The following is a 25,903-nucleotide window of genomic DNA, read 5'->3' as shown; positions in this document are numbered from 1 at the left end:
TGATCATGTCCACGCGCCTCTTCCTCTCCACGCTCGCCGCCGGCCTCGCCGTCGCGGGGGTGACCGCCGGGGGCGCCGCAGGGGCGGACGGGGCCGGGGGCTGTTCGGCGGCGGCCGGGGGCGCGCCGGCGCCCGGTCCCCGCACCGCGGCCCGGGCGGCGGCCGGACCGCCTCCGGGCGGCACGGGCGCCACGGCGGCTCCGTGGTGCTGTGCGGGAGCCGCCCCATGGCCCTCGGGTCCCGGCACGTACCCCATCGCGGGCACCCCGGCGGCCCCGCTCCCGGCGGAGAAGTTCACGCCCCGCTCGATCCGGTCGAGGCGGGCCATCACCGACCGCTCGTCGCCGTAGGCGGCGGGGAGCAGCACGCGGGCGCAGATCAGCTCCAGCTGGAGGCGCGGCGACGCGGCGCCGCGCATCTCGGTCAGCCCTTCGTTGACCAGGTCGGCCGCGCGGCTCAGCTCGGCGGCGCCGAAGGTGCCGGCCTGGGCCTGCATCCGCTCCAGGACGTCGGCGGGGGCGTCGATGAGCCCCTTGTCGGCGGCGTCGGGCACGGCGGCCAGGATCACCAGGTCGCGTAGCCGCTCCAGCAGGTCCGTGACGAAGCGCCGCGGGTCGTTGCCGCCCTCGATCACCCGGTCCACGACCTCGAAGGCCGCCGCCCCGTCACCGGTGGCGAAGGCCTCCACGACGGAGTCGAGCAGCGAGCCGTCGGTGTAGCCGAGGAGGGACGTCGCCATGGCGTACGTCACACCCTCCTCGCCGGCACCGGCGAGGAGCTGGTCCATGACGGACATCGAGTCACGCACGGACCCGGCCCCGGCCCGCACCACGAGCGGCAGCACGCCGTCCTCGACCGCGATGCCCTCCCTGCCGCACACGTCCCCGAGGTAGTCGCGGAGCGTGCCGGGGGGCACGAGCCGGAACGGGTAGTGGTGGGTGCGCGACCGGATGGTCCCGATGACCTTCTCCGGCTCGGTGGTGGCGAAGATGAACTTCAGGTGCTCCGGCGGCTCCTCCACCACCTTCAGCAGGGCGTTGAAGCCCTGCGGGGAGACCATGTGGGCCTCGTCGATGATGTAGATCTTGTACCGGCTGTGCGCGGGCCCGAAGAACGCCTTCTCCCGCAGGTCACGGGCGTCGTCCACACCGCCGTGGGACGCGGCGTCGATCTCGATGACGTCGATGGAACCGGGCCCGTTGCGGGCGAGGTCCTGGCAGGACTGGCACGCACCGCACGGCGTCGGCGTCGGCCCCTGCTCGCAGTTCAGACACCGGGCGAGGATCCGGGCACTGGTCGTCTTGCCGCATCCGCGCGGACCGCTGAACAGGTACGCGTGATTGACCCGGTTGTTCCGCAGCGCCTGCTGCAGCGGGTCGGTGACATGCTCCTGCCCGATGACCTCGGCGAACGACTCCGGGCGATAGCGGCGGTACAGCGCGAGAGACGACACGCCTACGAGGTTATAGGCGCCCACCGACATCCGGACCGGCCTACCGGAGCGGGAGACCTCGGCGCACCACAGCCGCCGCGCGGACCGCCGCGATCCGGCCTCGCGCACGCGAGCGCCCCCCACGCACCCGCCAGAGCCAACCTACCCTTGCTGCCTTCCGGCCCTGGGGGAGTTCAGTCAGATAGCGCCGCGTGAGGGGCTGCGCAAAGGCTACCCCATCCCACGGGCGGGGATCGAGTTCGCGAGCACTCCTCTCGGTCATGTAATGTTTCCGGCGGAGGATTCGCCTAGAGGCCTAGGGCGCACGCTTGGAAAGCGTGTTGGGGGCAACCCCTCACGAGTTCGAATCTCGTATCCTCCGCCAGTGCCTCACCGGGCACGATGTCGAAGGGCCCCACCGTTCGCGGTGGGGCCCTTCGACGTTGTCCCCGGAGCCCGGCGCCCTCGACCGGGCGCGCCGCGAGGCCGTCGCGACCGTCGGCGTCCGGCGAGAACCGCCGTGCCGCGCGTCACCTCCTCGCGGAAGCTGCGGCGATGCCGCGCCGGTCCGCTCGCCCGCTCGACGTCCCCGGTGCCCGACAGAACCCCTGCCGCCCCCTGTCCGGCGACAGGAGCCGGCCCCCGCTGCCGTCGACGGTGTGCCGGCCGACGGCAGCGGGGCCATCTCTCTACCAGCCCGTCATGACGGTGCCGAGCGCCAACGGTGCCGCCACCAGCGCCACGATCGTCACGCGCAGGGGATGCCGGTCGTCGACGGCGGTCCAGCGGCAGGCGGCGAAGGCGGCGACGACCCCCAGCGGGAACAGGACCGGCACGGACTCGGACAGTCCGCTGCGCGTTCCTCCCACGTACGCCGCGGCCCAGGAACCGGCCAGGCCGACGAGGACGGCGAAGAAGACCTTCCCCGCGCTGAACCACTCGCGTTCCATCAGGTCCGCGAGCTCTCCGTGGGCGGCGCCGGAGCGGCGTTCCCGCACGGCTGCCACGGCGAAGGCACCGAGGAGCAGGGCCGCGCCACCGACGAAGCCCCAGCGCAGGACATCGGCCACGAGATCCATGGTGAACCCCCCATCCGGTCCGCCGTTCACCAGCAGTGCTTGATCACGCCGTCGACCCCGAGGACGCCGGCGGCCATCCCCCCGATGCCGGCTCCGGCCTCCTCGAAGACCTCCGTGACGCCCTTCTTGAAGGTCCTGCCCGCCTTCTTCTTCGACCGGATCTTCGCGACCACCTTCTTGACGGCCTGCGCGGTGCCCGTGGTGGCCGGGACGGCACCGGCGGTCACCGCCGCCACGAGCAGGGCGGAGGTGCGGGTGAACAGGGTGCATCGGGTGGTGCGGTGCTGCACGGTTGCTCCGTTCCGGAACATGCGTCCGGGCGCGCCGCGCCCCCAACCCCGTGTTTCGCGGGAACGCTGCGCCCGGCTGGTCGGCACCCACTTGATCAACTTCGGGGCTCGCCCACTGTGACGGAGGCCCCGATTCCGGCTCAGATGTTGCTCAGAACGGTTCCGCGGCACCGGACGGTGACGCGGGGGCGGACGGTTGCGGACGCGGCTCGCCAGAGCCCGCGTCCCGCGTCCGCGCCCTCCTGCTCCCGTGCACGGCGGAGGTCTCTTCCTCCGACCGCACCCCAGCCGCACCCCCGACCGCACGCCGTGACCCCCGAGCCCCGCCCCGCACTCAGCCGCCCCGCGCGCCGTCGCACCCGCGTTCGTACCGCCCGCCTCGCGCCCCCGGGCGCGCCCGTCCGCCGCACGCAGTGACCGGGATCGCGCCCGACAACCCCCGCATCGGGGAATAGAGACGGAGAAGGCGCGCACACGTGGGGTGCACGTGTCACCGTGTTGTGGGGGACGAGCCCGCTGCCGGGCGAGCCCGCTGCCAGGAAGGCGAGGAAATGGTGGGACAGGAGAGGACGCAGGGCGGGCAGGGGCAGTCCGCGGCGAGGGCCCTCCCCCACCTCGTCCCGGCGTTGGAGGCGATCGGGGTGGGCGCCTACGTGGTGGACGAACAGGGACGGATCGCCGCCGTCAACAGCCACGCCGAACGCCTGCTGGGCCGCGCCTCCGCCGACCTCACCGGGCAGGACGCCCACGACCTGCTGCACCGCGGGCCGCAGGGAGAGCGGCTGCTGACCACCCAGTGCGCCATGCGCCAGGCGTTCCACTCCGGGAGCGCGGCACAGGGCAGCGGTGAACACTTCGAGCGGGGCGACGGCTCCCTGGTGCCCGTGTCCTGGACGTTGACGCCGTACGCGCTCGGCGACGCGGAGGCCGGGACCCTCGTCGTCTTCCACACGCCCGGACAGGCGGGCGACGCGGGCCGGGGCGCCCGGCGTCCCGCCGAGACGCTCACCGACTACGAGCGGCTCGCCCTGCTCGCGGAGACAACGACCCGGCTGTCGTCCACCCTGGACGTCGACGAGGCGCTGGACCGGCTGGTCCGGCTGGTGCTGCCCCGGCTCGCGGACTGGGCGGTCGTCGACCTGATCGCCGAGCGGGACGAGGTGTGGCGCACGCTCGTGGTGCAGGCGGACGGCGACAGCCTGGTGCGTCACGAGGAGCTGGAGGGGCCGATGCCGCCGGTGCCGGAGGAGTCGGTCATGCCGCTGTCCAGGGCGCTGCGCGGGGTGGCGTCGGCGCTGGCCGGCGCCGACACCTACCGGGGCAGCGAGCCGGACTCCGGGATCATGGTGGAGCAGCGGCACCTGTTCGAGACGGCGGGCATCCACTCCGCGGTCATGGCACCGCTGCGCAGCACCCGGGCCGTCCTGGGCGCCGTCACCCTGGGCCGTTCGAAGCGGGGCGCCTTCACCTCCGCGGACCTGCCCCTGCTGGAGGACATCGCCCGCCGCGCCGGTCTCGCCCTGGACAACGCCCGCCTCTACCAGCGCCAGCGCAAGGTCGCCGAGACGATGCAGAACCATCTGCTGCCCCACCTCCCGCAGGTGCCCGGCCTCACGCTGACGGTGCGCTACCTGCCCGCCCCGGACGCCTCCCACGTCGGCGGCGACTGGTACGACGTCTTCGGCCTCGCGGACGGCACCACGGCCCTGGCCATCGGCGACGTCGTCGGCCACGACCTGGAGGCCGCCGCCGGCATGGCGCAGCTGCGCAACATGCTCCGCGCCTACGGCTGGGCCCAGCAGGAGCCCCCCAGCCGGGTCGTCGAGCGGCTGGACGCGGCCATCATGCCGATCACCGACGTGACCATGGCCACGCTGGTCTTCGCCCGGCTGACCCGGACGGACGACGGCCAGTGGCAGCTGACCTGGACCAACGCCGGCCACCCGCCGCCCCTCCTGGTCACCCGGGAGGGCCTGGCCGAGTACCTCACCGGCGGGCACGGCATCCTGCTGGGCACCGGGGTGGACACGCCCCGCACCGACGCCACGGTCCGGCTCCCCCCGGGCAGCACCCTGCTGTTCTACACGGACGGCCTCGTGGAGGCGCCCGGCCACACCCTCGACGAGGGCATGCACCGACTGCGCCAGCACGCCGCCGCCCTCGCCCACCGTCCCCTGCCGTCCCTCACGGACCAGCTCCTGCGCCGGGTCCGGCCGCCGGGCCACGACGACGTCGCCCTCCTGGCGTTGCGCACCCCGAGACGCGAGGAGTCCCAGCCGGGCGCCGGCGGGCCTGCCGGGCGGATCGTGCCGGAGACGTGAACGCGGCGGCCTCGTCGGCCGCTCCACACGGAACGCGGCGGCCTCGTCGGCCGCTCCACACGGAACGCGGCGGACCCGTCGACCGCTCGGCGCGAACGCGGCTGCGCACCGCGGCCGTTGGCGGGTAACCGGGGGCCATGGGTGACCTTCTCGTGGGGACGTGTTCGTGGACCGACCGGGCGCTGGTCGGGAGCGGGTGGTATCCGCCGGGCCGGCGGGACGCCGAGGGACGGTTGCGGTACTACGCGGAACGGTTCCCGGTGGTCGAGGTGGACGCGTCCTACTACGCGCTGCCCTCCGCGCGGAACAGCCGGCTCTGGGTGCAACGCACCCCGGACGGCTTCGTGTTCGACGTCAAGGCGTTCTCGCTGCTGACCGGGCACCCGACTCGTGGCGCGGTGATGCCGCCCGGGCTGCCGCCGGACGGCCGGGACCCGCGGGTGCGGGACGAGGTGTGGGAACGGTTCGCCGAGGGGATCGCCCCGCTGCGGGACGGCGGTCGGCTGGGCGCCGTGCTGTTCCAGTTCCCGCCCTGGGTGCGGGCGGGGGCGCGCGGCGAGGACTTCGTGGAGGAGTGCGTGCGCCGGGCATGGGGCTGGCCGGTGGCCGTGGAGTTCCGGCACCCGTCGTGGTGGGAGGAGGGGCGCGCGGACCGGACGTCCCGGATGCTCACCCGCTGGGGAGTGGCCGCCGTCGGGATCGACATGGCGCAGACGCTGCCGTCGTCCATCCCGCCGGTCGCGCCGGTGACCTCGTCCCGGCTGTCCGTGGTGCGCTTCCACGGGCGCAGCACCGCGTGGGGGCGGGGCAGCAAGGAGGACCGGTTCCGGCACCGGTACCAGGAGGACGAACTCGCCGGGTGGGTACCGCGGTTGAGGGAACTGGCCGGGCGGGCCGACCAGGTGCACGTGCTGTTCAACAACTGCTGCGGCGACGCGGCCGTGCGCGCGGCGGAGGACATGGCACGGCTGCTCGGCCGCACCCGGGTCGACGGGTGAGGCCGCCGCCCCGTGGAGCGCGGGTGGGCGGGGCGGCACGGCAGGGCGGCCGGACGCGGTCGGCACGGCTCGGTGCGGCGCCGCTCAGTGCATCCCGGTGCGGCTCGATACGGCCGGGCGGGCCGGGCCCGCGTCCGGCCCGCGTCCGGCCTCCACCGCTCCCGATCCGCTGCCGGGTGCGCCCGTCAGCGGGTGATGCGGATCCGCCGGGTCTCGGTGACCTGGTCCACCTCCGACACCCGGACCGTCGTCCTCATCGTCCAGGTGCCCTCGATCGGGAGGACGAGGTCACTGGTGGCCCAGTAGCCGCCGCGGTCGGTGAGGCGCGCGTCGAGGGGCCCGATGTCCTTCGCCTCCAGGGTGAAGGAGAGGCGCACCTCCGGGACGATGGCCAGGGCGCCGGTCGGGCCGAAGGTGACCGCCTGGACGCTGTTCTCCCCCACCCGGCCCGGGTCCAGGGTGAGTTGCACGGTGCCGTTCTTCCCGGAGCCGATGTCGTAGGGGATGGTCACGGACGTCGCCGCGGGCAGGCCGGCCACCTGGGGCGGGCCGGACGCCTCGGCCTCGGCCTGGGCGCGGGCCGGGAGGGTGCTGGTCAGCACCGTGGTGATGAGCAGGACCACGACGGCCACCAGAACCTCGACCAGGACGGACAGGCGCAGCGCACGCCGGTGCAGGTCCTCCGGGGAGTCCGCGGGGCGGGCGTCGGAGTCCGGGGCGTCGTGCGGCTCCGGACCGCGGGGCGCGTCGGAGGCAGCGGGGGCGGGCCGGTCGCTCCGGTCCGCCGCGGCGGAGGCGTCCGGGGCGCCCTCGGAGTCCGGGGCGTCGTCACCGGGGGGCACGGTCGCGCGGGCGGCGCCCGGTCCCGGTTCGGCCGGGGACGTCGCCGCGGGCGCCGGGCGGGTGTCACCGCCGACGGTCACCAGGTCCGGTGCGCGGTCCGGCACGGGTGCCGTCTCCGGTTCCCGGGTCCGGCCCTGGGCCAGTCGTGCCGTCCAGCGGCGGGAGAGTCCGGCCACCAGCAGCAGCACGGCCACCGCGACCAGCTTGGCGGTCAGGGTCCTGCCGTACGGGGTCCCGGTGAGCGCCGCCCAGGAGCCCAGACCGCGCCAGGACTGGTAGACGCCGGTGACGGCGAGGACGGCCACCGAGAGGAAGGCGACGCGGGAGAAGCGCGTGACGGTGGCGGTGGGCGGCGGGGTGTCCGCCCGGAACAGGATCACGAGCAGGGAGACGAGGCCGCCCAGCCAGCACGCCGTGGCCAGCAGGTGCACGACGGACGAGGTCATCGCCACGGGGACCTGGATGCCGGCGGAGGCGTGCTCGGCCGCCGCCCAGGTCAGCGCGAACCCGACGGACAGGGCGCCGCCCGCCGCGAGTTGCGGGAGGGTGGGCCGGTGTCCGTCCTCCCGGCGGCGGGCGAGGCGGAGCAGGAACAGTCCGGCCAGCAGCGTCAGGGCGAGCCGGGCCAGCAGGGCCCAGGCGGGGCGTCCGCCGAGCGCCCGGCCGACGGCCTCCGTGTCGAGGGCGCCGGACGGCGGTGCCGCGGACTCGAACGGTGCCCGCAGCACCAGCAGGACCAGGGTGGAGCCGAGCAGGGTCCACCAGCCGGTGAGCAGGGGCAGCCGCAACGGGGTGGTGTCCGTCGGGCGGCACAGGGCCACGAACGCCGCCGCGCCGATGAGCAGGACGGCGGCGACGTACGCGAGGTAGCGCGCGGTGTTGTAGAGGCTCGCCGTCACCGGGTGCTCGCCCGGGTCGGTGGGGGCGGCGGGAGGGGTGGGCGAGGGCTTGCCGATGGAGAAGGTGAAGGCGCCGGAGGAGGGGTGGCTGTCGGCGGAGATCACCCGCCAGGCGATCGTGTAGGTGCCCTCGGCCAGGTCGTCCGGCAGCTCGACCACGGCGGTGTCGGAGGCGCCTTCGGCGTGCCGGGGCTCCTCGACGTGCACCCGGCGGTTGTCGGGGCCGTAGATGCGGACGGAGTCGTCCATCAGGCCGACGGACTCGGTGAAGGTCAGGGTGACCTGCTCGGGCACCGTCTTGGCGACGCTGCCGTCCTGCGGGTCGGAGCCGCGCAGCGCGGCGTGGGCGGAGGCCGGGCCCGCGCTGCCGAGCAGGAGCAGGACGAGGGCACCGCCCAGCAGCACCAGGGCCCGCAGCCGTCGGGCGCCGGAACCGCCCGGCCGCCTCCACCCTGCCCCGCGCGGGGTCCGGCTCCTGCCGCCGCCGCCCACCGACTCGCTGCGCCGTCGTTCCACGTCGTACCGCCTCCCGGCCTTCCGGCTCCGGAGGGGGTACGGACGGCGGGCGCGGTCTGCTCACCCGCCGCGCCACGGGTCCCGGGACCGGCCGCTCCGTCGGCCTCTCCGCCGACCGCTCCGTCGCTGGGTCGACCGCTTCGTCGGCCGCTCCGCCGACCGCTCCACGGCCCCGCCCCGGGGTACCGCCGGCCCGCCCCCGGTCGCTCCGGGAGTCACCCGCCGAAGGCTGCCTCGCGGCTGAGGAAGGCCAGTTGGGCCTGCTTCTCCGGCAGGTACACGTCGGGCAGGTCGACTTCCGGGAGGACGACCACGGGTCCCGCCTCGAAACCTTCCTTGCGGAAGCGCGCCACGGCCTTCTCGTTCGCCGGGTCCGGGTCGATCACGATCCGTTCGCGGTCCAGCCCCACCAGCACGTACGTGGCGACGGCCCGGAGCAGCCCGCCGGTCCAGCCGGACGAGCCCCGGCCGCCGTCGGCGGGGGCGAGCAGCAGGTGGATGCCGATGTCGCCCGGCCGGACGGGGTAGCAGTCGCCGACCCGGTCCGCCCCGGGCTCGTACGTCTGGAGCAGCGCGGCCGGGGCGCCGTCCTTGAGGACGAGGTACGCGTGGTGGGTGTCGAGGGTGTCCATGTGGGCGTAGATCCCGGCGACCTGCTCCTCGGTGAGGCCGATCATGCCCCAGAAGGAGGCGCGTTCCGCACTGACCCAGCGGTGCAGCAGGGGCGCGTCGGCGGACGGGTCCACCGGCAGGACGCGCACCCGGCCGAAGCCGTCGACGCGTTGATCGTGGACGGCCGGCCGGGCGGCGTACGGGTCGGGCAGGTCAGACATCGCTCTCCTTGTGCAGCTGGGTCCAGTCCGTGACGACCGGGACGAGGTCTCCCGCGAGCCACAGCGGCTGCTGGTCGCGGTGGTGGGGCGAGCCCGGGGTGCCGGACGCGCCGAACGGCACCACCCAGCGGCTGTCCTCGCGGCGGGCCAGGTCCCAGACGTAGCGGGCGGCCGGCCCGCGGGCGGCGAGGTCGGTGACACCGGGGACCGGGGAGGTGCACAGCACGCAGTCGTGGTCGCCGGAGAGTCCCGGCTCCTCGACGGGCTGCCCGGGCGGCAGGGCTCGCCAGGGGGCGAGGCGGTGGGTGTCGCCCCAGGTGCCGGCCGGCGGCCGGGCGGCCACCTCCTCCAGGGCGGCCCGGGCGGCGGCCGGACGGTCGATGCCGAACAGGTCGTCGGCGGCGAGGAGGTGTTCGAGGGCGTGCCCGATCCGCGGTACCGGGGCCAGCCAGGGCAGGTACACCTCGGGGTACGCGGGCGGGGTGGCCAGCGGGGCGAACACCGGCTCCGCCGCGAGGCGTCGGACCAGCGCGCCCCGCACGACCGCGAAGGCCGCCGCGTCGGCGCTGCCGGCGTCCATCCGGCGGTTCCAGCGCAGCAGGCGGTCGCGGAGGGCGGTGGCCGGGGCGCTGAGCGGCTCCCCGGAGTCGTCACCGTCGGCGTCGCCGGGGAGCGCGGCGAGGAGGTCCAGGAGGGGGGCGGCGGAGGCGAGGTGGGTGTCCATGTGGATCGCGGGCATGCCGTCGGCCGACCACTGCCGCCTTCCGGCCAGCAGCGCGGTGATGCGGTCGGCGCGGTGCGGCGGGGCGAACTCGACGCCGAGCGGGGCGGACGGGCCGCGCTGGTTGGCCATCACCGCGACGCCGTCGGCGAGTCCGGCGCGCGGCGGCTCGTGCCAGCCCCGCCACTCGTACCCGGGCTCCCAGGCGGGCACGGGCCCCTGCCCGTTGGCCCGGGCGCGCAGTGGCACCCGGCCGGCCACCCGGTGCAGGGTGCCGCCCTCGGTGTCGGCGGCCTGGAGCACGTTGACCGGCTCGGCCCACCGGTCGGCGGCCCGGTCCACGTCCCCGACCCGGCGGGCCCGCAGCAGGGGCAGCAGGGCGGAGAAGCCCAGGTCGGCGGTGACCCGGGGCGGGTAGCGCAGGGCGAGGGCGACCGGGGGCACGGTGCCGGCGGTCCCGCCGTCCTCCAGCCCCTCGGGGCCGCCGATGACGACCGGACCGCGGTCGGTCTCGATCACCTCGACCTCGACAGGTTCCTGCCCGGCCACCTCGACGGACTCGGTGTGCCGGGCCGCCCGCCGCCACGTGCCGTCCGGGCCGAGCGCCTCCACGCCCGCGCCGGTGCGCCGCAGCCGCTCGCGGTAGAGGTCCTGGTAGTCGGCCATGGCGTTGGTGATGGCCCAGGCGACGGTGCCGGTGTGGCCGAAGTGGGCGATGCCCGGGACGCCGGGCACGGCGAGGCCGACGACGTCGAACTCCGGGCAGGACAGGTGGATCTGCTGGTAGACGCCGGGGTCCTCGATGAAGCGGTGCGGGTCCCCGGCGATGACGGCCCGGCCGGTGACGGTGCGGTCCCCGGAGACGAGCCAGCCGTTGCTGCCGGAGGTGCCGGGGCCGTCGGCGGCGAACAGGCCGACCGCGTCCGGGCCGAGGTGCTCGGCGACGTGGGCGCGCCACAGCTTGGCGGGGAAGCCCGCGAAGAGGATGTGGGTGGCGAGCCAGAGGCCCAGCGGCGTCCACGGCTCCCAGCGGCCGGGTTCCAGGCCCACGCGCGTGAACTCCGGTGCCGTGCCCTCGTGTTCGCCGGCCCGTACCGCGTCCAGTCCCTCGTTCACGCCGTCCACGTAGGCGCGCACCCAGTCCGCCGTCTCCGGATCCTGCCGTTCCAGGGCGGTGAAGCAGCGCCGGGCCGTGTCCGCCAGCCGGGCCCGCCGGGCGAGCCGGTCCCAGGGCAGGGCCTGCGGGCCGAGGAAGGACGCCGAGGTGCCCTGCGCCCGGTGCCGCTCGACCTCCAGCTGCCAGGCCCGGTCGAGTGCGGTCACCCGGCCCTGCAGCCGGGCGAGTTCGCGCACGCCGCCCGCGCGCAGATGGGGGATGCCCCAGGCGTCACGGAAGATCTCGCCGGCCACTGTGCCCCTCATTCCCTTTAGGTTAGGCTCGCCTAAGTAAGCGTGACGGGATCGTACGCGAAAGGTGAGGACGCGATGGGGCAGGGGCGGGGTTGGGAGGGCGCGGTCCTCAAACTGCTGCGCGCGAAGGACTTCACGTTCACCGTGACGGACACCGAGGACGTCACCGACGACTACCGGCGGCTGCGGTTCACGGACGGCGGACTGCTGGCCGCGGCCGGCGTCCACCCGACGATGTGGGCGCGACTGTGGTTCGACAACGCGGGCAAGCCGCACCAGCGGGCCTACACCCTGGTCGACCCCGACCCCGCGGCGGGCACCTTCGCCCTGGAGTTCGCGCTGCACGAGGGGTGCGCCAGCGACTGGGCGCGGGCCGCGAAGCCCGGCGACACCGTCGAGGCCACCCTCCAGGGCACGGGGTTCGACCATCCCGAGCCCGCCCCCTCGCACGTCCTCGCGGTCGGCGACCCGGCCTCGCTGCCGGCCATCAACTCGCTGCTGGGAGCCCTGGGTTCGGCCCCGGCCACCATCTGGTTCGAGGGCACCCTGGACGGCCTGCCGTCGGCGGCTGACCCGGCCCGGCACGAGGTGCGCGAGGTCCCGCGCCGCGACGCGGGCGCCGCCCTGGTGGAGCGGGTCCGGGCCGAGCTGCCCGGCCTGCTGCGGGCCACCCCCGACCCGTACGTCTGGATCGCCTGCGACACGGCGACCACGCGCGCCCTGTCCGCCTTCGCCCGCAAGGAGCTGGGCGTGTCCAAGCAGCGGATGCAGGCCCTGGGCTACTGGCGCCCCTGAGCCGGCCGGCCCGGCGGCGGGTCGGTCCACCGCGGCGGGCCCGTCCACCGCAGCGGGCCCGTCCACCACAGCGGTGCCCTACCGCGGCGCGCGCGGGTGCCCGGCGGCGCCTCCGCGGCACCGGGCGCCCACGGCGCGCGGGCCGGCGCGCGGGCCGGGCGGGGACGCGCGACCATCGGGGCATGGACGTCACACTGCACCTCGCCCAGGACCCCGAAGCCGACGCACTGCTCGGCCGCAGCCCGCTCGCCGCGCTGACCGGGATGCTGCTGGACCAGCAGGTCCCGATGGAGTGGGCGTTCAAGGGCCCGGCGACGATCGCCCGGCGGCTCGGGTCGGACGACCTGGACGCGCACGAGATCGCCGCCCACGACCCCGAGGCGTTCGCCGCCCTGCTCTCCGAGACGCCGGCCGTGCACCGCTACCCGGGGTCCATGGCGGGCCGCATCCAGCAGCTGTGCCAGTACCTCGTCGAGCACTACGACGGGGACGCCGAGGCCGTCTGGCGCGACGTCGGCACCGGTCGCGAGCTGCTGAAGCGGCTCCAGGAACTGCCCGGGTTCGGCAAACAGAAGGCCCAGATCTTCCTCGCCCTGCTGGGCAAACAGCTCGGTGTGCGCCCCACGGGCTGGCGCGAGGCAGCGGGCTCCTACGGCGAGGAGAAGTCCTTCCGCTCGGTCGCCGACATCACCGGGCCGGAGTCGCTGGCCAAGGTCAGGGCCCACAAGCAGGAGATGAAGGCCGCCGCCAAGGCCGCCAAGGCGGAGAGGGCCGCCACCACCCCGAAGGCGTCCGAGGCCCCGAAGAGCTAGCCGGACGACCGCCACGGGACCGGCCGACCACGCCCGGCTGCGCCGTCCCGCGCGCGGTCCACAGCCTGTGCACGCGTGCGCGCGGAAGGCGGACCCTCGGCGGGCGGGCTCGCCGACGTCGCCGACGTCGCGGACGGTCCGCCGTGGGGGCGGAGCCGCTACGCAGCGTCCGCGCGCGTCACCGGGCCCGTACCCGGAGGGCTGTGTCCCGGAGGGCTGTGTCCCGGAGGGCCGTGTCCCGGAGGGCTGTGTCCCGGAGGGCTGTGTCCCGGAGGGCTGTGTCCCGGAGAACCCGCGCCCGCGCACCGCGCACCCCGGGCCGGTGGACGCCGGGCGCGCCGGTTCGCGGGGCGGGAGCACCGCCGGGTGGCGGGAGCACCCCCGGCCGCGCTGCCCCGCCCCACCTCGCCTTGCCCACGGCGGACCCCCGGAATCCGGTACGCCCCGCTTTCGGATGTCATTTCCCGCGTGGCACTGCGGCGCCAAGGCTGCGCCGGGAAGCTCTTGACCGGTAGGCTTTCCGTGTGATCTTCAAGCGCATCGGAAACGGCCGGCCGTACCCCGACCACGGCCGGGAAAGCACCCGGCAGTGGGCGGACGTGGCGCCGCGCCCGGTCCGCCTCGATCAGCTCGTGACGACCAAGCAGCAACTCGACCTCGAGACCCTGCTCGCCGAGGACTCCACCTTCTACGGCGACCTCTTCGCGCACGTCGTGAAGTGGCAGGGCGACCTGTACCTGGAGGACGGCCTGCACCGCGCGGTGCGCGCGGCTCTGCAGCAGCGCCAGGTCCTGCACGCCCGCGTCCTCGAGCTGGACTGACCGTCACCCGGCCGGGCCTCCGCCGACGGAGCCACGACCGGGCATCGCGCGACGCGGAACGCCCACCGGGCACCGAGCCGCGTGGAGCCCCACCGGGCGTCTAGCCACCCGGGGCCCCGACGGCGCCGACTGACGTGGACCACCCGGGCATCCACCGGCACGGAGCCCCGACCACCGGATCGCGGGCCGCGCCCGCCCCACCGTCGGAGTGCGACCGCACCGGGCCCGCCGGCCACCCCGGGCCGGCCGGAGCACGCCGCCCCCTCCGACCCGTCCGCCCCCCCTCCGCGCCCCTCCGCGCCCCTCACCCGAAGGACCGTTTGGCCCTTTCGGGTTCTTTCGTATGCCCGTACGCGCAGTCGAATGATCATCTGGTAGGCATTGCCGCCGGAGCGCACTACGCTGCGCTCATGAGCATGCTGACTCCCCCGGGCATGGGCGGCCAGTACCGGATCAGGGGTGACAAGTACCCGCGGATGCGCCGTCCCCGGCGCCGCGGCCGACTCGTGCTCCTGGGCACCGCCTCCGTCGCCGTGCTCGGCGTGGGCGGCTGGGGGACCCTGCAGCTCATCGACGTCTTCACCGGCGGCGGCGACTCGGCCTCCGCCGTCGGCACCAAGGCGGCGTGCGTCGCCAAGGCGAGCCCTTCTCCCAGCCCCCGGGTCCTCCCCCGGCCGAGCGGGATCACCGTCAACGTACTCAACGCCACCACCCGTACGGGTCTGGCGAAGAAGACCGCGGACGAGCTGAAGAAGCGGGGCTTCAAGATCGGCGAGGTCGGCAACGCGACCAAGGAGTACGACAAGAAGGTCAAGGGCGCCGGGGTGCTGCTCGGCCCCACCGCCGCCCTCAACACCACGCTGCCGGTGCTCGGCACCCAGCTCGCCGGGGCCCAGCCGCGCACCGACGCCACCCGCAAGGGCACCGAGGTCGACCTCATCATCGGTGACGGCTTCACCCGGCTGACGGACCGGGCCGCCGCCGACCGGGCCCTGACCGCGCTGGCGAAGCCCGAGTCGGCACCCACCGGGAAGAAGTGCTGAACCGGAGCGACCAGCGAGCCACTGGGGGCGACTGGCGGCCCCGCGGAACGCGGCCGACAGGCTCCGATCGGCGCCCGATGGAGCCCGCACGGCGTCCGGCAGGCCCCGCACGACGGTTCGTGAGCCGCCCCGGAAAGGAACGGGCGACGCGCGGCGAGTGAGGCGAGGGACCGGCGCCCCCACTCGTGCCCTCCGGGCACCGCAGGGAACCGACGGCCGCCCCTGCGGGCCTTGCGCAGTCGCTTCCTACGCGGCCGGTCGACTCCCCGCCATCCGCCTACCCGGCTACCCGGCTACCCGGCAACTCGGCTACTCGGCCGCTCCGTACATGCGGTCCCCCGCGTCCCCCAGGCCCGGCACGATGTAGCCGTGCTCGTTGAGCCGCTGGTCGACCGAGGCGGTCACCACCGTCACCGGCGTGCCGGCCAGCTCGCGCTCCATGACCTCGACGCCCTCCGGCGCGGCCAGCAGCACCACGGCGGTCACGTCGTCGGCGCCCCGCTCGATCAGCTCCTGGATCGCGGCGACCAGCGTGCCGCCGGTCGCGAGCATCGGGTCCAGCACGTACACCTGGCGTCCGGAGAGGTCCTCCGGCATCCGGGTCGCGTAGGTGGACGCCTGGAGCGTCTCCTCGTTGCGGATCATGCCGAGGAACCCGACCTCGGCGGTCGGCAGCAGCCGGACCATGCCGTCGAGCATGCCGAGACCGGCCCGCAGGATCGGCACCACCAGCGGGCGCGGGTGGGACAGCTTGACGCCCGTGGTCCGCTCGACCGGCGTCTGGATGTCGACCTGCTCCGTGCGCACGTCGCGCGTGGCCTCGTAGGCGAGCAGGGTGACCAGCTCGTCGGCGAGACGGCGGAAGGTCGCGGAGTCGGTGCGCCGGTCGCGCAGCGTGGTGAGCTTGTGGGCGACCAGCGGGTGGTCGACGACGTGGAGACGCATGCCCCCACACTAACCGGGCGCCGGAGGCCCGCAGTCCCCCCGCAGGGCAAGCCACCTGCGGCATCACCACCCGATCACTGGCGTCAAACCCCACGTCCGGGGGAAGGTGGGAGGGACGGACTGGGGTGGTGAACGATGCCAGAGCAGGATGCCCGACGCGATCCGTCGAGGCGCGCGGCCCCCGGCGAGGGCGTCGGCGAAGCCGTCGGCGCGGCCACCGGGGAGACACCCGGCGGGACCTCCGGGGAGGCGCCCGGGGCGGTGTTCCGCACGGGCCCCCGCACCGCCGCGGAACGGGCCGCCGAGACGGAGGCCGAACGGCGCAGACGACGTGCCCTGTTCCTGCGGGAACTGGCGGAGGCCCGGGCCCTGCGCGACCGGGTCCAGCCGCGCCGCGCCAAGGCGGCCCGGCTGCGACACGCGATGCGGATGCGGACGTTCCGCTGGTAGTCCGGACCCTTCAAGCCGTCGGCCACCGGGGCGGAGGGCGGAGGCGGCGGGACGCCGCGCGGGCTCGCCCGCCGGACCCGCGCGCGGGGGCGGCCCGGCCGCGTACCATCCGGAGCGTGAAGCCACACGCGGCGGCCTCGTGCCGCCGGTGGCCTTCACCGGTGCGCCGGTGACCGGGGCGCGTCGGGCGACATGCGATCAAAACCGCGGGACACAGGGAGTCGAAGACATCCCCTGACGGCCCTGTTTCTGCCACGATTCCGAGTGGGCGGGACTCTCGGAGCACTCCACGCCCACAACCTCCGCCGGGGGAACCCCCGACCGGCACGCCTCTGACCAGTGGGAGAGTCACGGTGTACTTCACCGCACTGCTCGCGCGCACCGAAGACGGGTGGGAAGCGAGCGACACGGAGCTCGACGATGTGGAGACCCTGTCGGATCTGGCCGACCTGGCCCGGGAAGCCTCTCCCGACGAGGACACGGTGCTCGTCCTGATCGAGCAGGAGGACGGCTGGTTCGGGGTCGTCCGCGTGGACGGCGAGGAGGACCCTCGCATCTACGTGTCCGACGCCGCTGCCGCCGCCCGCAGCAGCTACGGCGAGATCCTGCTCACCGACGAGCTGCTCGGCCGGGAACCCGGCGACGACGGCGCCGACCTGGACGCCCTCGACCTCGACGGCACCGAGGACGGTGAACCGGACGACGACGAGGACGCCGACGGCCCCGACGCCGCGGCCTCGGCCGACGCCGTTCCGCGCGGGCCGGTCGGCGACGCCCAGGTCCTGGAGGATCTGGGGGTCAGCGAGAAGGAGCTGCGCTCGATGTCCTCGGACGCCCTCAACGAGATCGCCGAGGTGCTGGGCGCCTCGGAGGTCCTGGAGACCGTCCGCTGACCGTGCCGACCACCGACAGACCGCCGGACCCGGTCCGGGACCCCTGGCGGCCCGCCATGCGCCGCGCCCTGGACGAGGCCGAACGTGCCGTCCGGGGCGGCGACGTGCCCGTCGGGGCCGTCCTGCTCGGCCCGGACGGGACGACCGTGCTGGCCACCGCCCACAACGAACGCGAGGCGGCCGGGGACCCCACCGCGCACGCCGAGGTGCTCGCCCTGCGCCGGGCCGCCGCCCGGCTGGGCGAGTGGCGGCTCACCGGCTGCACCCTGGTGGTGACGCTGGAACCCTGCACGATGTGCGGGGGCGCGGTGCAGCAGTCCCGAGTGGACCGGGTCGTCTACGGCGCCCGCGACGAGAAGGCCGGCGCGGTCGGGTCCCTGTGGGACGTCGTCCGCGACCGGCGCCTGAACCACCGGCCCGAGGTGATCGAGGGCGTGCTGGCCGAGGAGTGCTCCGCCCTGCTCACGGCGTTCTTCCGGAGCCGCTGAAAACCGATTTCGGAGCATCCCCCACCGTGCTGTAAGGTCTCCCTCGGTAGCGTGTCCGAGCGGCCGAAGGAGCTCGCCTCGAAAGCGAGTGTGGCGCAAGTCACCGTGGGTTCAAATCCCACCGCTACCGCTGATGAAGGGCCTCGTCGTCAGACGGGGCCCTTCGTGCGATCATGGGCCCGCTCGTCATGTGCGACACCGGCACAGCACTGGGACTGGGGAGGGCCGCGATGGCGGTGAACGCGAAGAAGGTCGCCGTCTACGTGCTGGTTGCCTTCGCGCTGTATGTGATCATCACGGATCCGGCCAAGGCCGCCGACTACGTCCAGGTCGGCTTCGAGGGCATATCGGATGCGGCGAAGGCGATCGGCGACTTCATGACCTGGATCGCCAACGGAGGCAACTGATGATCCGTCACCTGGTGCTCTTCCGGCTCGACGAGGGCGTGCAGCGGGACGACCCGAGGGTCGTGCGGGGCGTCGAGGCGTTCCGGGCGCTCGGGGAGAGGATCCCCGAGGTGCGCTTCTGGGAGTGCGCCTGGAACATCACCGACCGGCCGATCGCCTACGACTTCGCCATCAACTCGGCCTTCGACGACGAGGACGCCCTGCGCCGGTACCTGACGCACCCGGACCACGAGGCGGGCGTCGCGCTGTGGCGCGAGTTCGCCACGTGGGTGATCGCCGACTACGAGTTCTGACCCGGCCCCCACCCCGTCCGGAGCCCTCCGCCGTCCCGGCGGGGGGCTCCTGCGCGTCCATTGCGTAGGGATACGCACCTTTTCACCGTCAACACGGAATATGCGGGTGCTTGCACACAGTGAGCATGTCTTGTGATGCTATGACCGCTTTTGAAGGATGAGTTGACGGACGTTCGACCGATGAAGAGGTGGCGTTGACCGTGTCGGCCAGTACTGCGCCGCCCCAGGACCAGGTGTCCGCCCAGGCTCCGGCTCCGGCCCGCTCCCCGGACCCCGTCCCGGCACCGGCCACCCCGGCCTCCTCGGGCTCGCAGCCGCCCGCCGGCACCCAGCCCCCGGGCGCGACGGGCAGTCCGCAGACCCCCGGCGACGCGGACGGCACGGCGGCTCCGGGCGGTACCGGCGGCACGGCGGCTCCGGGCGGCACGGCGGCTCCCGGCGGCACGGGCGAGGCGCACCCCGCGGGCGGCACGCGCGCCCCCGCCGGCTTCCGACCCCCCTCGGCGGAGACCCGCGAGGCCGGGGCGGAGCCGACGCCGGCCAAGCGCCGGGGCGCGGACACCCGGGCCCTGACACAGGTGCTCTTCGGCCAGCTCAAGGACCTGGAGCCGGGGACCCCCGAGCACACCCGGGTGCGCGCCGCGCTCATCGAGGCCAACCTGCCCCTGGTGCGCTACGCGGCCGCCCGCTTCCGCTCCCGCAACGAGCCGATGGAGGACGTCGTCCAGGTCGGCACCATCGGGCTGATCAACGCCATCGACCGGTTCGACCCGGAACGGGGCGTGCAGTTCCCGACGTTCGCGATGCCGACGGTCGTCGGCGAGATCAAGCGGTACTTCCGCGACAACGTCCGCACCGTGCACGTACCGCGCCGGCTGCACGAGCTGTGGGTGCAGGTCACCAGCGCGACCGAGGACCTGACGACCGCGTTCGGACGGTCCCCGTCGACCGCCGAGATCGCCGAACGGCTGCGCATCACCGAGGAGGAGGTCCTCTCCTGCATCGAGGCGGGACGGTCCTACCACGCCACCTCGCTGGAGGCCGCCCAGGAGGGCGACGGGATGCCCGGCCTGCTGGACCGGCTCGGCTACGAGGATCCCGCGCTCGACGGCGTGGAGCACCGCGACCTCGTCCGCCACCTCCTGGTCCAGCTGCCCGAGCGCGAGCAGCGGATCCTGCTGCTGCGCTACTACAGCAACCTCACCCAGTCTCAGATCAGCGCGGAGCTGGGCGTCTCGCAGATGCACGTGTCCCGGCTGCTGGCGCGCAGTTTCCAGCGGCTGCGGTCCGCGAACCGGATCGACGCGTAACCCTCACGGGCGCGATTCGCTCATCAGTGCCCATTCACGGTCTCGGCCCCCGAAAACCCGTCAGAACCCGTGTTTCCAGGGCCGATTCGCGTCTCAGATGTCGACTTGTCACTTCAGAGCGTTGCCGACATGTGACATTCTGCGGGAAGAGCGTTTGCCGGAGCTCCGGCTCCGGTATTCAGGTGAAGGCTGCGTTCCTCGCTCCGGGGAGCGCCGGCCGCGACCGTCCCGCGACCCAAAGGGGGTGGCATGTCCGTAGAACAGGGCAGCTCGAAGGTGCTCACGCCCACGGAGAGCGAGTCAGCAGCTCCCCATGCTCTCGACGCACTCGGCCCCATCGATGACGCACCGGCCCTCCCGGCCGAGCCGGCGCCCGGCCTCCCGGACCCGGCGGCCATCGACACCCGCACCCTGTCCCGCTCCCTGTTCCTGCGGCTCGCCGCGCTGGACGAGAACAGCCCCGAGCGCGCCTACGTCCGGGACACCCTGATCGAACTCAACCTCCCGCTCGTGCGGTACGCCGCGGCGCGCTTCCGCTCGCGCAACGAGCCGATGGAGGACATCGTCCAGGTCGGCACCATCGGCCTGATCAAGGCGATCGACCGCTTCGACTGCGAACGGGGCGTCGAGTTCCCGACGTTCGCGATGCCGACGGTCGTCGGCGAGATCAAGCGGTTCTTCCGCGACACGTCGTGGTCGGTGCGGGTGCCGCGCCGGCTGCAGGAGCTGCGCCTGGCGCTCACCAAGGCCAGCGACGAGCTCTCCCAGAAGCTGGACCGCTCGCCGACGGTGCCCGAACTCGCGGCCGTGCTGGGGGTGTCGGAGGAGGACGTCGTCGACGGCCTCGCGGTCGGCAACGCGTACACGGCGTCGTCGCTGGACTCCCCGGCTCCCGAGGACGACGGCGGTGAGGGCTCCCTCGCGGACCGTCTGGGCTACGAGGACGCGGCCCTGGAGGGCGTGGAGTACCGGGAGTCGCTCAAGCCGCTGCTCGCCAAGCTGCCGCCGCGCGAACGGCGCATCATCATGCTGCGCTTCTTCGCCAACATGACCCAGTCGCAGATCGGCGAGGAGGTCGGCATCTCCCAGATGCACGTCTCGCGCCTGCTCACGCGGACCCTGTCGCAGCTGCGCGAGGGCCTCATCTCCGACTGAGCGGCGGGCACGGGCATCTGACGGGCTGTCGGGACCAGGCCCCCTGGGCGTCGGCCCGGTGGAGCGCGGGGCGTGGGCCCGGCGGGAACACCGGGCCCGGCGCAAGTGGCATGCCCGGCTGAAGCCCGGGCCCGGCGCAGCACGGTACACCCGGCGGACGGTCGACGCCGACCCCGGGCGGAAAGCCGGTCGGCCGCCGGGCGGACCACCGCGGTCCGCCGGCAGGCTCCGGCGTGCGTCAGTGGCCGCCGGTGCGCCCCTCGCGGGGCGCGACGGCGGCCGCCGCCCTGTCGGCTACTTCAGCGCCAGCCAGGCCACCGCCGCGACGACGGCCACGGCGACGACGACACCGACGATCAGGCCGATCCGGGGCCCGCCGCTCGACGCGGCGGCCTGCCGGCCCTGAGGGGCCTCGTCGACGAACGCACGGAACATCTGGGTGCTGCCAGCGGGGTCGTGGTTGCCCTGGGGGCCCTGGATGTTAGCCATGGCCCGAGACCCTAGCGAATCCGGTACGACCACCCCAAGCGGGGGCGGCCCCCGAACGGCCGCACCGGGACAGGCGCGAGCCGTCCGGCACGCCTGGCACGGGAACAATGACAAAGAAGGGGAGGGAAGGGGGACGGGCGAGAGCCGGGGGCCGGGCTCCGCGCTGTCACCGTCCCGCCCGCACCGCACCCCCCGCAGACGCGGTCCTGCCCCCGCCGCCCTCCCCCCTCCCCCTTCGCCCGGCACCGCTCTGAGCTGGGCGTTTACTGGCGCCATACGCACCTTTGCCAAGTTTTGAGGCCGTCCCCCCGGTTTTTATTTGCCTGTAGCAATCATCTACCTGCATGGTTGCTCCGAGCAACGAAACGGGAGATGCCATGGCCGCGCAGGCCCAGTACGAGGAGCTGGTCAGGCAGTTCAGTGCCTTCGGCGCAGTGAAGCGCGAGATGCGGCGGCTCGCCCTGCCCGAGTGCCCCAGCGGGTCCGCGGCCGTGCTGGCCCTGCTCGGACGGCACGGCGACATGCGTATGGGCAGGATGGCGGAGCTGCTGGCCGTGGACATGTCGGTGACCAGCCGCCACGTCGCCCAGGCGGCCGACCGCGGCTGGCTGGAGCGCCTGCCCGACCCCGCCGACAAGCGCTCGCGCATCCTGCGCCTGACCCCCTCGGGCCGCGACCAGCTGGACGAGGTGTTCCGTCACACCACCCGCCTGCTCGCCGAGCGCCTCGCCGACTGGTCCGACGACGACGTCACCCTGCTCGCCCACCTCATGGCCCGCCTCAGGGACAGCTTCGACGACTGCCGCACCGGCTCCCGCCCCCCGGCGTCCCCGCCCCGGCAGGCGGCTCCCGGCTCCGCACCGACCACCCGTACACCCGCAAACACCTGAAGAAGGACGTCCATGGCAACGACCACACCATCCGGTGTGCGGGCTCATGCCAAGCACGGGGGAGGCTCCTCCGAGAACCAGGCTCCGATGACGCACCGACAGATCATGGAGGCGTTGTCGGGCCTGCTGCTCGGCATGTTCGCCGCGATCCTGTCCTCCACCATCGTCACCAACGCCCTGCCCGAGATCGTCGCCGACCTCGGCGGCGGCCAGAGCGCCTACACCTGGGTCGTCACCGCCTCCCTGCTGGCCATGACGGCGTCCACCCCGCTCTGGGGCAAGCTGGCCGACCTGATCAGCAAGAAGGCCCTGGTCCAGATAGCCCTGGTGGTCTTCGTCATCGGGTCCGTGGTGGCGGGCATGGCGCACAACCCCGGCACCCTGATCACGGCCCGCGTCATCCAGGGCCTGGGCGCCGGCGGCCTGTCCGCCCTGGCGCAGATCATCATGGCCGCGATGATCTCCCCGCGTGAGCGCGGGCGTTACTCCGGCTACCTGGGCGCCACGTTCGCCGTCGCCACCGTCGGCGGACCGCTGCTCGGCGGTGTCATCACCGACACCAGCTGGCTCGGCTGGCGCTGGTGCCTCTACGTCGGCGTGCCGTTCGCCGTCATCGCGCTGCTCGTCCTGCAGAAGACGCTGAACCTGCCGGTGGTCAGGCGCGAGGTCAAGGTCGACTGGGCCGGCGCCTTCTTCGTCACCGCCGCCGTCTGCCTGCTCCTCGTCTGGGTCACCTTCGCCGACGACAAGTACGCCTGGCTGTCCTGGCAGACCTACGTCATGGTCGGCGGCTCGATCGCGCTCACCCTCGTCTTCCTGTTCGTCGAGACCCGGGCGGCCGAGCCGATCATCCCGCTGCGCCTGTTCCGCAACAGCACCATCACGCTGGCGTCCCTCGCCTCGCTGTTCGTCGGCATCGCGATGTTCGCCGGCACGGTCTACTTCAGCCAGTACTTCCAGCTGGCCCGCGGCCAGTCCCCGACCATGTCGGGCGTCATGACGATCCCGATGATCGGCGGCCTGTTCGTCTCCTCCACGGTGTCCGGTCTGATCATCACCCGGACCGGCCGGTGGAAGGGCTGGCTGGTGACCGGCGGCGTGCTGCTCACGGCCGGCCTGGGCCTGATGGGCACCATGCGCTACGACACCCCGTACTGGCGCATCGCCCTGTTCATGGGCCTCATGGGGCTCGGCGTCGGCATGATGATGCAGAACCTGGTGCTCTGCACGCAGAACCAGGTCGCCCCGAACGACCTGGGCGCCGCGTCCTCGGTCGTCACCTTCTTCCGGTCCCTCGGCGGCGCGGTGGGCGTCTCGGTGCTCGGCTCCGTCATGGCCTCCCGGATCAGCCACTACGCCACCGACACCATCGGCACGCTCGCCCCGCGGGAGCGGGCAGCGGCCGCCGAGTCCGCCGGCAGCGGCGCCATCCCCGACATGGACCTGCTGCCGCCCGGCATCCGCACCTGGCTGGAGAGCGCCTACGGCCACGGCATCGCCGACATCTTCCTGTACGTCGCGCCGATCGCGTTCCTGGCCCTGGTGGTGACCCTGTTCATCAAGGAGGTCCCGCTGCGCACGTCCGGCGCCCTCGCCCAGGTCGCCGAGTCCACGCCCGTCGCCCCCGCCGCCGTGGACGCCGCTGCGCCGGACGCCTCGTCCGGGACTGCCGGGTCCGAGACCCGCTCGTCCGGGTCTCTCGCGTCCGGGACCGGCGCGTCCGAGAGCGGCACGCGTCGCCAGGACGCCGCCGCGCCCGGCACCGGCGGTGCCGCCCCCGCGCCGACGGGAGCCGACGAGGCACCGGGCGCCTCGTCCGCCCTCGCGGACACCGGTTCGGGCACCGCGCCCGGGGCCACCGACGGCCGGCCGGCCACCGCCGACGTCGCCACCGTCGCCACCGTCGCCACCGTCGCCCGCCCGGACGAACCCGCCGGGAGCGGTACGCCGACCGGGATCCCCGTGCGGGGTGTCGTCCGGGGCGCCGAGAGCGCGCCCGTGCCGCACGCCGCCGTCACGCTGATCTCCTTGTCCGGACGCCAGCTGGGCCGGTCGGTGGCGCAGGCCGACGGGTCCTACGCGGTCGATGCTCCGGGCGCCGGGTCGTACGTCCTGATCGCCGCGGCCGACGGCCACCAGCCGCAGGCGTCCACGGTCGTCGTGCACGGGGAGCCGGTCGGCCACGACATCCTGCTCGGCGGCACCGGCTGCCTGACGGGCGTGGTCCGCGCGGCCGACGGCGGTCCGGCCGTCGCCGGGGCCACGGTGACCGTCACCGACGTGCGCGGGGACGTCCTGGCGACCGGGACCACCGGCGCGGACGGCACGTTCTCGTTGTCCGAGCTGGTGCCGGGCGCGGTGACCGTGGCGGTGAACGCGACCGGCTACCGTCCGCGGGCCCTACCCGTCGAGGTGGACGGCGCCGCCACCACCGGACTGGAGATCGAGCTGACGCCGGGCGCCCGCCTCCAGGGCGTCGTCCGCGCCCCCCACGGTCCCCTCGCCGACGCCCGGGTGACGCTGGTCGACGCCGCGGGCAACGTGATCGCCACGACGACCACCGGGCCCGACGGGACGTACGCCTTCTCCGACCTCGACGGCGGCGACTACACGGTCATCGCCACGGGCTTCCCGCCGGTGGCGACCTCCCTGACGCTCTCCGGCGGCGGCGTCGACGACCACGACATCGAACTCGCCCACCGCGAGGCGTGACCCAGCCCGGCCCGCCCGTGGCGGGAGACGTGTCCCGCAGAGGAGACGCCCCGCCGCGGGCCGGTCTCCCGGCCCGCTCTGTCAGTCGGGTGAGCCGCCTCGGTTGCGGCCGGGCGTGCCCACTCGGTCGGCCGGGTGGGCACGCACGCTCAGTCGCGGTCGGGCGGGCGGCGCTCGGTCAGCCGGCCCCACTCAGGTACGGCCGGGGGAGAACCCCTCGGCCGTACGCGAGACCAACTGACCGCACAGATCGCGGAGCTTGATGTTCCGGTCCTGCGACACGCGGCGCAGCCGCTCCAGCGCGCGTTCGGCGTCGATCCGTTCGCGGGCCATGAGGATGCCGATCGCCTGGTCGATGACGCTGCGCGAGAGCAGGGCGGTGCGCACGTCCGCGGCGGTGTGCGCCCGGTCCTCCAGGTGCAGGGCGGTACTGACGGCGTCCGCCGCCCGGGCCGCGAAGACGCGGGCCCGTTCCCGCCCGCGCTCGAGCGCCCCGGGCTGCTCGGCGTAGAGGTTGAGCGCGGCACCCCGGCCGTTCATGACGTTCAGCGGCACGGCCAGCACACTCCGCACCCCGGCCGACAGCGCGTACCGGGTGTACTCGGGCCAGCGGGACTCCACGGTCAGGTCGGGGGAGTACTGCTCACGGCCCGTCTCGGCCGCTTCCACGCACGGGCCGGAGCCGTTCTCGTACTGCCGCTGGTCCAGTCCGCTCGGCAGACCGTCGCTGCCCGCCAGGGTCAGCAGCCGGTCGGCCCGGCGCACGGTGATGCTGCAGGCGGAGATACCGCGTACCTCCTCCACCGCGCGGTCCGTGAGGTCGCGCAGCAGAGTGTCGAGACCGCTGCTGCGGGCCATCGCGTGGTCCAGCGTGTCGGGCGTCTCGGATGTCATGACCGTACGGATATCCCGTCGGCGGCCGTTGACGCCACCGGTTCCGGTCGACGGCCCTCCCCGGAGGGGGTCGACGGCCCCTTGGAAGGGGCGGCGGCGGCCTCGGTGGTCGGTTCCCCCGCCGTTCCCGCACGGCGACGAACGCCCTGGTGGGTGGGCGTGGG

24 protein-coding genes, 2 tRNA genes and 1 other RNA gene are annotated in these 25,903 nt (G+C 74.3%); 17 read left to right on the top strand and 10 right to left on the bottom strand.

Annotated elements, in window-relative coordinates:
• Positions 1–1,453: DNA polymerase III subunit gamma and tau (locus AC02VZ_RS23455; protein WP_476476320.1), on the bottom strand; the 1,453-nt coding region annotated here is incomplete at its 3' end.
• A 105-nt stretch (positions 1,454–1,558) separates the two neighbouring features.
• Positions 1,559–1,657, bottom strand: an RNA gene (ffs, locus tag AC02VZ_RS23450) — signal recognition particle sRNA small type.
• Positions 1,658–1,729: 72 nt separating this feature from the next.
• Here ffs and AC02VZ_RS23445 point away from each other — a divergent pair.
• Positions 1,730–1,817 (top strand) — tRNA-Ser (locus AC02VZ_RS23445).
• 304 nt (positions 1,818–2,121) lie between these two features.
• Here AC02VZ_RS23445 and AC02VZ_RS23440 read toward each other — a convergent pair.
• Positions 2,122–2,511: a hypothetical protein gene (locus tag AC02VZ_RS23440; protein ID WP_432057406.1), complete on the bottom strand. Its 390-nt coding sequence runs from the start codon at positions 2,509–2,511 to the stop codon at positions 2,122–2,124.
• Positions 2,512–2,537: 26 nt separating this feature from the next.
• Positions 2,538–2,801: a hypothetical protein gene (locus AC02VZ_RS23435; protein WP_476476319.1), complete on the bottom strand. Its 264-nt coding sequence runs from the start codon at positions 2,799–2,801 to the stop codon at positions 2,538–2,540.
• Positions 2,802–3,352: 551 nt separating this feature from the next.
• On the opposite strand from AC02VZ_RS23435, the gene AC02VZ_RS23430 reads away from it, so the two are divergent.
• Positions 3,353–5,122 (top strand): PP2C family protein-serine/threonine phosphatase, encoded by a 1,770-nt coding sequence (locus tag AC02VZ_RS23430; RefSeq protein ID WP_476476318.1) that lies wholly within the window; start codon positions 3,353–3,355, stop codon positions 5,120–5,122.
• 137 nt (positions 5,123–5,259) lie between these two features.
• Positions 5,260–6,120 carry a DUF72 domain-containing protein gene (locus AC02VZ_RS23425; protein WP_476476317.1) on the top strand — a complete coding sequence of 287 codons (861 nt, stop codon included), beginning with the start codon at positions 5,260–5,262 and terminating at the stop codon, positions 6,118–6,120.
• Positions 6,121–6,305: 185 nt separating this feature from the next.
• Here AC02VZ_RS23425 and AC02VZ_RS23420 read toward each other — a convergent pair whose 3' ends face one another.
• The 3 genes from AC02VZ_RS23420 to AC02VZ_RS23410 form a co-directional block, all read right to left on the bottom strand.
• Positions 6,306–8,267 carry a copper resistance CopC/CopD family protein gene (locus AC02VZ_RS23420; protein ID WP_476476324.1) on the bottom strand — a complete coding sequence of 654 codons (1,962 nt, stop codon included), beginning with the start codon at positions 8,265–8,267 and terminating at the stop codon, positions 6,306–6,308.
• A 326-nt stretch (positions 8,268–8,593) separates the two neighbouring features.
• On the bottom strand, positions 8,594–9,202 hold the full coding sequence (locus tag AC02VZ_RS23415) for a GNAT family N-acetyltransferase (RefSeq protein ID WP_476476323.1): 609 nt from the start codon (positions 9,200–9,202) through the stop codon (positions 8,594–8,596).
• A 1-nt stretch (position 9,203) separates the two neighbouring features.
• Positions 9,204–11,354: a penicillin acylase family protein gene (locus AC02VZ_RS23410; RefSeq protein WP_476476316.1), complete on the bottom strand. Its 2,151-nt coding sequence runs from the start codon at positions 11,352–11,354 to the stop codon at positions 9,204–9,206.
• Positions 11,355–11,417: 63 nt separating this feature from the next.
• Between AC02VZ_RS23410 and AC02VZ_RS23405 the strand changes: the two genes are divergently transcribed.
• The 4 genes from AC02VZ_RS23405 to AC02VZ_RS23390 all read left to right on the top strand — a co-directional run bounded on the left by AC02VZ_RS23405 (position 11,418) and on the right by AC02VZ_RS23390 (position 14,813).
• Complete coding sequence (locus tag AC02VZ_RS23405; protein ID WP_476476315.1) at positions 11,418–12,137, top strand: siderophore-interacting protein; 720 nt, start codon at positions 11,418–11,420, stop codon at positions 12,135–12,137.
• Positions 12,138–12,319: 182 nt separating this feature from the next.
• Positions 12,320–12,949, top strand: a complete 630-nt coding sequence (locus tag AC02VZ_RS23400; RefSeq protein ID WP_476476314.1) for an HhH-GPD-type base excision DNA repair protein — start codon at positions 12,320–12,322, stop codon at positions 12,947–12,949.
• Positions 12,950–13,473: 524 nt separating this feature from the next.
• The gene (locus AC02VZ_RS23395; RefSeq protein ID WP_004943146.1) at positions 13,474–13,770 is read left to right on the top strand and encodes a type II toxin-antitoxin system VapB family antitoxin; all 297 of its coding nucleotides are present in this window, start codon (positions 13,474–13,476) and stop codon (positions 13,768–13,770) included.
• Positions 13,771–14,204: 434 nt separating this feature from the next.
• The gene (locus tag AC02VZ_RS23390) at positions 14,205–14,813 is read left to right on the top strand and encodes a LytR C-terminal domain-containing protein (protein ID WP_476476322.1); all 609 of its coding nucleotides are present in this window, start codon (positions 14,205–14,207) and stop codon (positions 14,811–14,813) included.
• 309 nt (positions 14,814–15,122) lie between these two features.
• On the opposite strand, the gene upp is transcribed toward AC02VZ_RS23390, so the two are convergent.
• A complete protein-coding gene (gene upp / locus AC02VZ_RS23385) occupies positions 15,123–15,758 on the bottom strand; it encodes a uracil phosphoribosyltransferase (RefSeq protein ID WP_362093739.1) in 636 nt (211 codons plus the stop codon).
• A gap of 261 nt (positions 15,759–16,019) precedes the next feature.
• Here upp and AC02VZ_RS23380 point away from each other — a divergent pair, with 261 nt between their 5' ends.
• From AC02VZ_RS23380 to AC02VZ_RS23345, 8 genes are all read left to right on the top strand, one after another.
• Positions 16,020–16,208 carry a hypothetical protein gene (locus AC02VZ_RS23380; protein WP_362094390.1) on the top strand — a complete coding sequence of 63 codons (189 nt, stop codon included), beginning with the start codon at positions 16,020–16,022 and terminating at the stop codon, positions 16,206–16,208.
• A gap of 353 nt (positions 16,209–16,561) precedes the next feature.
• Positions 16,562–17,101 carry a tRNA adenosine deaminase-associated protein gene (locus AC02VZ_RS23375; RefSeq protein WP_476476313.1) on the top strand — a complete coding sequence of 180 codons (540 nt, stop codon included), beginning with the start codon at positions 16,562–16,564 and terminating at the stop codon, positions 17,099–17,101.
• A gap of 56 nt (positions 17,102–17,157) precedes the next feature.
• Entirely contained in the window at positions 17,158–17,589 is a 432-nt protein-coding gene (gene tadA, locus AC02VZ_RS23370) for a tRNA adenosine(34) deaminase TadA (protein ID WP_432057425.1), read from the top strand.
• Positions 17,590–17,634: 45 nt separating this feature from the next.
• Positions 17,635–17,719: transfer RNA gene (locus AC02VZ_RS23365), tRNA-Ser, on the top strand.
• A gap of 106 nt (positions 17,720–17,825) precedes the next feature.
• Positions 17,826–17,996 carry a hypothetical protein gene (locus AC02VZ_RS23360; RefSeq protein WP_476476325.1) on the top strand — a complete coding sequence of 57 codons (171 nt, stop codon included), beginning with the start codon at positions 17,826–17,828 and terminating at the stop codon, positions 17,994–17,996.
• On the top strand, positions 17,996–18,289 hold the full coding sequence (locus AC02VZ_RS23355) for a Dabb family protein (RefSeq protein ID WP_432057398.1): 294 nt from the start codon (positions 17,996–17,998) through the stop codon (positions 18,287–18,289). The genes AC02VZ_RS23360 and AC02VZ_RS23355 overlap by 1 nt, the downstream gene beginning before the upstream one ends.
• 188 nt (positions 18,290–18,477) lie before the next feature.
• Positions 18,478–19,599, top strand: coding sequence for an RNA polymerase sigma factor SigF (locus tag AC02VZ_RS23350; RefSeq protein ID WP_476476312.1), 1,122 nt, complete (start codon positions 18,478–18,480; stop codon positions 19,597–19,599).
• A gap of 249 nt (positions 19,600–19,848) precedes the next feature.
• Positions 19,849–20,754, top strand: coding sequence for an RNA polymerase sigma factor SigF (locus AC02VZ_RS23345; RefSeq protein WP_362093750.1), 906 nt, complete (start codon positions 19,849–19,851; stop codon positions 20,752–20,754).
• 294 nt (positions 20,755–21,048) lie between these two features.
• Here AC02VZ_RS23345 and AC02VZ_RS23340 read toward each other — a convergent pair whose 3' ends face one another.
• On the bottom strand, positions 21,049–21,243 hold the full coding sequence (locus AC02VZ_RS23340; RefSeq protein WP_476476311.1) for a hypothetical protein: 195 nt from the start codon (positions 21,241–21,243) through the stop codon (positions 21,049–21,051).
• 377 nt (positions 21,244–21,620) lie between these two features.
• On the opposite strand from AC02VZ_RS23340, the gene AC02VZ_RS23335 reads away from it, so the two are divergent.
• Both AC02VZ_RS23335 and AC02VZ_RS23330 read left to right on the top strand, forming a co-directional pair.
• Positions 21,621–22,133, top strand: coding sequence for a MarR family winged helix-turn-helix transcriptional regulator (locus tag AC02VZ_RS23335; protein WP_476476321.1), 513 nt, complete (start codon positions 21,621–21,623; stop codon positions 22,131–22,133).
• 87 nt (positions 22,134–22,220) lie between these two features.
• Positions 22,221–24,845, top strand: a complete 2,625-nt coding sequence (locus AC02VZ_RS23330) for an MFS transporter (protein ID WP_476476310.1) — start codon at positions 22,221–22,223, stop codon at positions 24,843–24,845.
• Between the two features lie 192 nt (positions 24,846–25,037).
• On the opposite strand, the gene AC02VZ_RS23325 is transcribed toward AC02VZ_RS23330, so the two are convergent.
• Entirely contained in the window at positions 25,038–25,739 is a 702-nt protein-coding gene (locus AC02VZ_RS23325) for an ANTAR domain-containing protein (protein ID WP_476476309.1), read from the bottom strand.
• Between the last annotated feature and the right edge of the window lie 164 nt (positions 25,740–25,903).

The organism is Streptomyces sp. 3-6 (genome assembly GCF_056323165.1).
This window is presented reverse-complemented; position numbering and strand designations above follow the sequence as displayed.

Coding starts and splice junctions, on each gene's coding strand:
- AC02VZ_RS23440 (WP_432057406.1), bottom strand. CDS start 2,511: ATGGATCTCGTGGCCGATGTCCTGCGCTGGGGCTTCGTCGGTGGCGCG.
- AC02VZ_RS23430 (WP_476476318.1), top strand. CDS start 3,353: ATGGTGGGACAGGAGAGGACGCAGGGCGGGCAGGGGCAGTCCGCGGCG.
- AC02VZ_RS23425 (WP_476476317.1), top strand. CDS start 5,260: ATGGGTGACCTTCTCGTGGGGACGTGTTCGTGGACCGACCGGGCGCTG.
- AC02VZ_RS23410 (WP_476476316.1), bottom strand. CDS start 11,354: ATGAGGGGCACAGTGGCCGGCGAGATCTTCCGTGACGCCTGGGGCATC.
- AC02VZ_RS23405 (WP_476476315.1), top strand. CDS start 11,418: ATGGGGCAGGGGCGGGGTTGGGAGGGCGCGGTCCTCAAACTGCTGCGC.
- AC02VZ_RS23400 (WP_476476314.1), top strand. CDS start 12,320: ATGGACGTCACACTGCACCTCGCCCAGGACCCCGAAGCCGACGCACTG.
- AC02VZ_RS23390 (WP_476476322.1), top strand. CDS start 14,205: ATGGGCGGCCAGTACCGGATCAGGGGTGACAAGTACCCGCGGATGCGC.
- upp (WP_362093739.1), bottom strand. CDS start 15,758: ATGCGTCTCCACGTCGTCGACCACCCGCTGGTCGCCCACAAGCTCACC.
- tadA (WP_432057425.1), top strand. CDS start 17,158: ATGCGCCGCGCCCTGGACGAGGCCGAACGTGCCGTCCGGGGCGGCGAC.
- AC02VZ_RS23355 (WP_432057398.1), top strand. CDS start 17,996: ATGATCCGTCACCTGGTGCTCTTCCGGCTCGACGAGGGCGTGCAGCGG.
- AC02VZ_RS23345 (WP_362093750.1), top strand. CDS start 19,849: ATGTCCGTAGAACAGGGCAGCTCGAAGGTGCTCACGCCCACGGAGAGC.
- AC02VZ_RS23340 (WP_476476311.1), bottom strand. CDS start 21,243: ATGGCTAACATCCAGGGCCCCCAGGGCAACCACGACCCCGCTGGCAGC.
- AC02VZ_RS23335 (WP_476476321.1), top strand. CDS start 21,621: ATGGCCGCGCAGGCCCAGTACGAGGAGCTGGTCAGGCAGTTCAGTGCC.
- AC02VZ_RS23330 (WP_476476310.1), top strand. CDS start 22,221: ATGACGCACCGACAGATCATGGAGGCGTTGTCGGGCCTGCTGCTCGGC.
- AC02VZ_RS23325 (WP_476476309.1), bottom strand. CDS start 25,739: ATGACATCCGAGACGCCCGACACGCTGGACCACGCGATGGCCCGCAGC.